This is a genomic window from Lishizhenia sp., assembly GCF_033720595.1.
In the GTDB taxonomy this organism is placed as follows: domain Bacteria; phylum Bacteroidota; class Bacteroidia; order Flavobacteriales_D; family Crocinitomicaceae; genus Lishizhenia.
Map to the genome: position 1 here is coordinate 1 of NZ_JAWWCF010000146.1, position 7,764 is coordinate 7,764.

Here is a 7,764-nt window from a genome sequence, read left to right on the forward strand (position 1 = left end):
ACAAGAAACGTTGATTTTATTAATGGTCAAACAGCTATCGAAGATGTAGCATTAACACCTATTCCTGCATTTAACTTTACTGTAAATGTGGAAGATCCACAAGGTAACCCTATTTTTGGTGCTCAAGTAAATTTGAACTTTCCAGAGATTTCTCTCAATACAAATTCGGATGGCTTAGGACAAGCACAATTTGATCTATACTACGCCGATAATTATAATTTAACGATAGGTAAATGGGGTTATTTTACAAGTTGCCAAGAAATTGCCATTGATCAGAATACACAGCAAATTACCGTTGTTTTAGAAGAGGGCTACTACGATGATTTTGCATTTGACTTTGGTTGGTCAAGTTATGGGGATGCAGAAGACGGACTTTTTGTTCGTGTTGTTCCTGTTGGTCAGGGAGATATCTATTCACCCTCTCAGCTTTATGGTGATAGTCCGTGGGACTGTGGTAAAATGGCCTATGTTACAGGGAATAATGGTATCTACGATGAAGTGACAGATGGCGCGGCTCTATTAACATCGCCCGTGTTTGATGTGACCAATATTGCAGATCCATATGTGAATTATCGTAGGTTCTTTTACAATAATTTCGGTCCATTTCCACCTGATGATACACTTAGGATTACTTTATCGAATGGAATCGAAATCGTTGAAATAGATAAAGTAGGTAGCTCAGGTACAGATTTTATAAATAAATCCATTCGTATTGCAGATTATTTAACACCTACGGCAGATATGCAAATTACTTTAAGCGTGAGTGATATAGAGCCTATGGGGAATTTGGTAGAAGTTGTTTTTGATGAATTTTACGTGAGTGCCCAGGACAATTCATCGGCAGAGAACCTTGATGAACTCCAGCCTTTAAAAGTTTACCCTAATCCATCAACAGGGATTATTAGGGTTAATACCCCAGAAAAAGGTAAGTTAAAAGTGGTTGACCAAACGGGAAGAGTGGTGTTTGCTAGAATTATTGAAAAAGGTTTAAACATGTTGGATTTGAATGGTTTAAACCCTGGAGCTTATACAGTGCAGATAGGCACACGTCAAAGTAAAATCATTTTACAATAGGATAAGCTAAATTAGAAAAGAAGTTTTTTCATTTACATTTTTATCTTTGTTTTCGTATGAGTACTTCGAAGCAAATTTCAATCGTTGTTCCACTCTATAATGAGGTGGAATCTTTACCAGAATTACATAAGTGGATCGTTCGCGTAATGAACGAGAATAACTTCACATATGAGGTGATGTTTGTGGATGATGGTTCTAAAGATGGATCATGGAAAGTGGTAGAAGAACTCCGTGCGAAAGATGATAACGTAAGAGGGATTAAATTCCAACGTAATTACGGGAAGTCTGCTGCTTTACAAAAAGGATTTGAAGCCGTAATTGGGGATGTGGTCATTACCATGGATGCCGATTTACAAGATTCACCCGACGAAATACCAGAACTATACCGCATGATAACCGAAGACGATTTGGATGTGGTTTCTGGTTGGAAGAAAAAGCGTTATGATCCTTTATCGAAGACGATACCTACAAAGCTGTACAACTGGGCTGCTCGTAAATTGACGGGGATTTATTTGCACGACTTCAATTGTGGACTTAAAGCCTACAAATTGGCGGTTGTAAAAAGTATTGAAGTATACGGTGATATGCACCGATACATTCCGCCATTAGCAAAATTTGCGGGTTTCAATAAAATTGGAGAGAAGGTGGTTGAACACCAAGCGCGAAAATATGGTACTACAAAATTTGGTTTAAATAGGTTTGTAAACGGACCTTTGGATTTACTTACGGTAGTATTCATGGGGAAATTTGGAAAGAAACCGATGCACTTCTTTGGTGCGATTGGAACTTTGCTATTTATCATAGGTTTTGGTTTGACCTTTTACTTAGGATTTATGAAAGTATTCATAGACCCAACAGGTACCTTGTTGGCACGCAAAACCGAGTTCTTCGTAGCTTTGGCTGCAATGGTAATAGGTTGTCAATTCTTCCTAACAGGCTTTATTGCAGAATTGATAGGCAGAAACTCTTCTACACGTAATATCTATTTAATCGAAAAAGAAGTCTAATGATTACTTGTTCGAAAGATTGGACACTTTTTTTAGACAGAGACGGCGTCATCAATCAACGCAATTTTGAAGGTTACATAGAACATCCGCAAGATTTTAATTTTGAAACGGGAGCCAAGGAAGCGATAGCTGCTTTTAATAAGCTTTTTCAACGTGTTGTTGTAGTTACGAACCAGCAAGGTGTAGGAAAAGGAATAATGACAGAGCGTAACCTTTTAGACGTTCACACTTATATGCTAGAGGAATTAGAAAAAGTAGGTGCAGGTTTGGACCATATTTTCTATTCTACCGACTTAAAAACAAAAGAGAACAATTCAAGGAAACCCAATCCAGCTATGGGCTATTGGGCGCAAGAGATGTTTCCAGAAATCGACTTTAAAAAATCGATAATGGTTGGCGATACCAATGGTGATATTCGTTTTGGGAGAAATCTTGGCATGACTACTGTGTTGATTAAGTCAAAAGAAGAAGTGAGCGAGCAGGCCGACTTTGAGTTCGAGAGTTTATTAGAATTAGCAAAAAACATAAAACAAGATGCATAACATTTTATTTTTTACACTTATCATATTTACAGGTTCTCTTTTTGCACAAGCCAATAAGGTTGATGCACAAGGTAGAAAACAAGGTGAATGGGGCAAGAAGTATGAAAACAAAACTGTTTACATGTACAAGGGGCAATTCAAGGATGATAAACCTGTAGGGAAATTCATCTATTGGTACCCAAACAATGAAATTAAAGCGATTGTCATTCACGATGAGAACTCCAATCGTTCGGTTGCATACACTTATCATGAAAATGGTAAAATGATGTCTTATGGAATTTACAGAGATCAAAAGAAGGATTCTGTATGGAATTATTACGGACCTTCTGAACGTTTGAGTTTAAAAGAGACCTATAAAGACGGTGTTTTACATGGATTGAAGACGATTTACTATGTACCTCAGGAACTTGGAGTACCTACCACACAGATAGCCAAAACCATTACCTATAAAAATGGTGTGCTGGATGGTCCAATTAAAGCTTACTTTGATAATGGTGTGGTAAAAGAAACTGGAAACTTTACGAACGGTAAAAGAGACGGTGTTTTTAAAACCTATTATCCTTCAGGAAAATTACAATTTACTTACCGTTATAAGATGGATAAGTACCATGGCTGGCAGCAAACCTTTAATGCAAAAGGCGAGGTGATTGGTAGTAAGTATTACATCAATGGTAGAGAAATTAAAGGTGAAGAACTTGAGAAAATAAAAGCAAACAGAGGGAATGGCGGAAATTAGCAACCTCTTGTCTCAAATTATCGTTTATCTTTAAAGAACGATGAAAAAAATCAATTTTTTATTCCTGATGCTCCTATTGTTTTCTTGTAAAAAGGAGGAAACAAAAATAGATTTTGGATATAGCTATTTCGGCCTCCAAGAAGGAAGGTATGTCATTTATGATGGGATGTATATCACCCATGATAAAAATCTAGTTCCAGCGCACGATACCACTTTTTATAAGCTCAAAACATTGGTGGGCAAAGATTACGTTGATAATTCTGGAAGGACAGCCAAAGAGTTTACCCGTTTTTTGTGGAATGAAAGTACACAAACTTGGGAGCTTAAGGACCTTTACACTGCTATTATTGATGGAGGAAAGGCAGAGTTAGTGGAGGAGAATCAACGAAGAATTAAACTTGTGTTTGCCGTTGCAGAAGATAAAACCTGGAACGAAAATGCTTACAACACACAAGAAAAAATACAGTGCAGTTATCAATCCATAGGAATTCCAAGAACGCTAAATGGAATTGATTTCGATAGTACTGTAGCCGTATTAAAAGGAGATTTCTTCACTTTCTATGATCACGAGCGTCACTATGAATTATATGCAAAAGACGTAGGGATGATTAAGAAATATTACCAAGATTTAAGAATTTTAGGTGAAGATTCTACAGTGATAGAAAAGGGAATAGAGGAATTTCTAACCCTTACAGATTTCGGAATTGAATAGCTTTTTTATATTTACCGAAACTACATACCCAAACGTATTTAATGAATTATTCTGATATCAAATTCGATTGTTTGTATTTCAAACAAGAATTACCGTGTAAACCACATAAAGAACAAGGTGTTTCATGTATAGATTGTAGTGTATACAAGCCTGTACAAAAACGTGTGTTGATTGTAAAACTCGGTGCATTAGGAGATGTTATTCGCACAACTCCTTTAATGAAAGCCTTGGAAGATAAATACGGAACTTGTCATTTTACTTGGATTACGCATTCTCCTGCAATTATTGAAAATACGAGAGCCCAAAAGGTTATTCCTTTTAACGGACTCAATTTTTCTATTTTACAGTTGAGTGAATTTGATATTGTTATCAATCTCGATAAAGAAAAAGAAGCTTGTTTATTAGCGACTCACGTAAAGGCAGAAGAGAAGTTTGGTTTCTTTATGAATGGAAACCAAATAGATGGCTTCAATGCCCATGCCCAAGAGAAAATTTTGACGGGTGTAGACGATGGAATTTCTCAATTAAATACGAAAAGTTACCTCGAAGAAATCTTCAATATTTGTGAGTTGACTTTTGACTACCAAGAGTATGAAATAAATTTGAATCATGCCTTAGTGGATAAATGGAATACCAACTTCAACGAAATAAAAGAGGGGAAGACCATCATAGGTTTAAATACGGGGTGTGGTCCGCGTTGGAAAACACGTTTATGGCCAGTTGCCTATTGGGTAGAGTTGGCGAAGAACCTTAAGGAACAAGGATACTTTGTACTGTTATTAGGTGGAGCTCAAGAAGACGAGCAGAACAAACAAATTGCCAGTGAGTCGGGCGCGCATTATGCCGGACATTTTTCATTGGAAGAATTCATCGCTTTAAGTGCCAATGTAGATGTAGTGGTAACACAAGTATCTATGATGATGCATATTGCTACTGCATTGCAAAAGAAAATGGTGTTGATGAACAACATCTTTAACAAGCACGAGTTTGAATTGTATAAACGCGGTGTAATTGTTGAACCAAGTACTTCTTGTGATTGTTTCTACGGAGTAACTTGTTCGAGAGAGAGAAGCTGTATGAAAGATATTTCTGTTGAAGAAATAGCTACAAACGTGAATAAACTAGCCGAAGTAACGGCGTAAGAGAACATGAAAATTGCATATTTATCCGTATTCTACCCATACAGGGGTGGAATAGCTCACTTTAATTTTGATTTGTGTAAAGCCTTCATGATGCACCATGAAGTAAAGGTATTCAACTTTAGTTTGCAGTACCCAAACTTCTTGTTTCCAGGAACTACACAGTATTTAGAGGAGGGGAATGATGCAACCAAGTTAGAAAACGAAAGGGTTTTAAATTCAGTGAATCCCTTGAGTTATTTTTCTGCCGCGAAAGCTATTAAAGACTATAATCCTGATTTATTGGTAATCGGTTATTGGATGCCTTTTGTAGGACCAAGTTTGGGAACAGTAGCTGGTTTGGTGAAAAAGAAATGTAAAGTAGTTTCTGTGGTACACAATGCTATTCCGCACGAAACAAAAATTATAGACAAACCTTTTACCAAGTATTTCTTAAAAAGAAACTCAGGTTTAATTGCTTTGTCAAAAGCCGTTGAGGATGATATTAAAAAATTGCATCCCTCAGCAAAAACTACTGTGGTAAAACATCCTGATTATACACATTTCGGAGATCCTATATCTAAGGCAGAGGCACGCAGAATTTTAGATATTCCTGAAATTGATAAGGTATTGTTGTTCTTTGGAATAATCAGAGAGTACAAAGGCCTTAAACTGCTTTTAGAAACGATGAAAGATTTGCCCGAAGATTATACTTTACTCTGTGTTGGGGAAGTATACGGTGATGATGCAGAGTACAGAGAAATGCTTAAACATCCACAATTGTCTCAACGTGTTCGTTTTATTAATGATTACGTACCCGATAGTGAAGTGAAAAACTATTTCTGTGCTTCAGATGTTAATATACTGCCGTACAAGAGTGCCACGCAGTCTGGAATTTCATTTATAGCTAATCAATTCAATTTACCGCTCATTGTAACAGATGTAGGAGGGTTGAGAGAATGTATAGTAGAAGGGAAGACAGGCTTGTTGGTGAAAGAGAGAACACAAGAAAATTTAAAACAAAGCATCTTAGAGTATTTCGAAAAAGGATATATGGATGAATTTGTAGCCAATATGCAAGCCGAGAAAGATGAGAATTCTTGGGAGAATATGGGGAAGAAGATAGTAGAGTTTGCGAAGAATTTGTAGAGATTGGATACGTTAAAAGCATATATCAGAGAAGGAGAACACCAACAGCAAGATTTTAAGTTTAGAATAGATGACGCCAAGAAAATAGCGCGTACACTTTCTGCTTTTGCCAATACAGATGGTGGAAGATTGCTTATTGGTGTGAAAGATAACGGTAAGGTTGTAGGGATACATCCTGAAGAAGAATTCCACATGATACAAGGTGCTGCAGAAATGTATTGCAAACCTGCAATTTCTTTTGAATCAAATGTTTGGCAGGATAAACATAAACTAGTACTTGAAGTGCTTATTGAACCAGCAGATGAAAAACCCATCAAGTCGTTGGATGAAAATGGAGTGTGGAAAACCTACATACGCAGAGATGATCATACACTATTGGCCAACAAAATTTTGATTGGTCTGTGGAAGCAAAAGAAACGCAACCACGCTAAACCCGAAAAGTTCGACGAGGAAGAATTGAGCTTTTTAAGAACCATAAAAGAAGAGGCTCCAGCTACTTTAAGTCGACTCTACAGGAAGTCAGATTTACCTAAAAAAAGAGTAGACAACCTACTCATACTTTTTATCTCTTGGGATTTGGTGGCAATGGATATTTCTGAAGAGGGAACTTTTTACCGTTTGAAATAACGTTACTTGAAAGTGTGAATGACCTGAGATTTTCATCTTTTAACTCATCTTAAGGCTAGGAAAGTTGAACATTTTGGCGATTCCAATGACACCTTTATAAAATCATGCTCTGAAACAATTTTAGCCTTGATGGAATAAGAATTAAACCCCTCTAAAAATTCCCTCACTATCTACTTCGTCTTGAAATTCCCAAAAATCCATGTTAGAAATTGCCAAATTATTATCTACGGCCCACATCTCTTGGGGGATCAAGCGGAAGGTGTTGTCTTCTTGTGTCGTTAAATCAACACACAAAATAGGGTGATCTTCATGACCAATGGTTACACTATCAACAATAAAGAGGTACCAACACTTGTAATTTTCATTGCGCGGGTAGAGCTTTTCTAATTTTAAATTATCGAACTCTTTTTGGTTGATATATTCTACGGCTGCACTAAAACCTAAATTTTTTCCCGATAATGAAATCATATTACACACCTTGTCCCAGGTAGCGTCTGATGAAAAATCAGTTCTAAGTACAAGGGCTTTAGTGGTACTTGGTAAATCTAATGTAGCTGTGTTTGTATCTTTCATAGTAGTTTTCTTTTCAATTTTTCTATTTACAGGTAAAGGAATCTGTCTGATAATTGGTTCGTTGTCATAACCGCAGGCACTCATTAAGATTGCAATTAAAAAGGGGAGTAGGATTTTATTCATTTTTAAATGTATAGATTTTAGATGTTTCGCTAATATCACAATTATTAATGAATTATTTTTCGTTGAAAATAAATGGAAACATTCTAAACCTTATAACCCCATC

9 protein-coding genes are annotated in these 7,764 nt (G+C 36.5%); 8 read left to right on the plus strand and 1 reads right to left on the minus strand.

Going from position 1 to position 7,764, the window contains the following annotated elements; translation table 11 throughout:
• From R3333_RS10505 to R3333_RS10540, 8 genes are all read left to right on the plus strand, one after another.
• The coding region (locus R3333_RS10505) for a T9SS type A sorting domain-containing protein (RefSeq protein ID WP_318958749.1) at positions 1–1,074 on the plus strand (1,074 nt) is incomplete at its 5' end.
• Positions 1,075–1,130: 56 nt separating this feature from the next.
• Positions 1,131–2,081 carry a glycosyltransferase family 2 protein gene (locus tag R3333_RS10510; protein ID WP_318958750.1) on the plus strand — a complete coding sequence of 317 codons (951 nt, stop codon included), beginning with the start codon at positions 1,131–1,133 and terminating at the stop codon, positions 2,079–2,081.
• The gene (locus R3333_RS10515; RefSeq protein ID WP_318958751.1) at positions 2,081–2,623 is read left to right on the plus strand and encodes an HAD-IIIA family hydrolase; all 543 of its coding nucleotides are present in this window, start codon (positions 2,081–2,083) and stop codon (positions 2,621–2,623) included. The genes R3333_RS10510 and R3333_RS10515 overlap by 1 nt, the downstream gene beginning before the upstream one ends.
• Complete coding sequence (locus R3333_RS10520) at positions 2,616–3,359, plus strand: toxin-antitoxin system YwqK family antitoxin (protein WP_318958752.1); 744 nt, start codon at positions 2,616–2,618, stop codon at positions 3,357–3,359. Before R3333_RS10515 ends, R3333_RS10520 begins: the two co-directional genes overlap by 8 nt.
• 40 nt (positions 3,360–3,399) lie before the next feature.
• Positions 3,400–4,071 (plus strand): hypothetical protein, encoded by a 672-nt coding sequence (locus R3333_RS10525; RefSeq protein WP_318958753.1) that lies wholly within the window; start codon positions 3,400–3,402, stop codon positions 4,069–4,071.
• Positions 4,072–4,112: 41 nt separating this feature from the next.
• Entirely contained in the window at positions 4,113–5,213 is a 1,101-nt protein-coding gene (locus R3333_RS10530; RefSeq protein ID WP_318958754.1) for a glycosyltransferase family 9 protein, read from the plus strand.
• Between the two features lie 6 nt (positions 5,214–5,219).
• Positions 5,220–6,338 (plus strand): glycosyltransferase, encoded by a 1,119-nt coding sequence (locus tag R3333_RS10535; protein ID WP_318958755.1) that lies wholly within the window; start codon positions 5,220–5,222, stop codon positions 6,336–6,338.
• Between the two features lie 3 nt (positions 6,339–6,341).
• A complete protein-coding gene (locus R3333_RS10540) occupies positions 6,342–6,965 on the plus strand; it encodes an ATP-binding protein (protein ID WP_318958756.1) in 624 nt (207 codons plus the stop codon).
• A 141-nt stretch (positions 6,966–7,106) separates the two neighbouring features.
• Here the strand turns inward: R3333_RS10540 and R3333_RS10545 are convergent, their stop codons facing one another.
• Positions 7,107–7,661 (minus strand): DUF6924 domain-containing protein, encoded by a 555-nt coding sequence (locus tag R3333_RS10545; RefSeq protein ID WP_318958757.1) that lies wholly within the window; start codon positions 7,659–7,661, stop codon positions 7,107–7,109.
• Positions 7,662–7,764 lie beyond the last annotated feature (103 nt).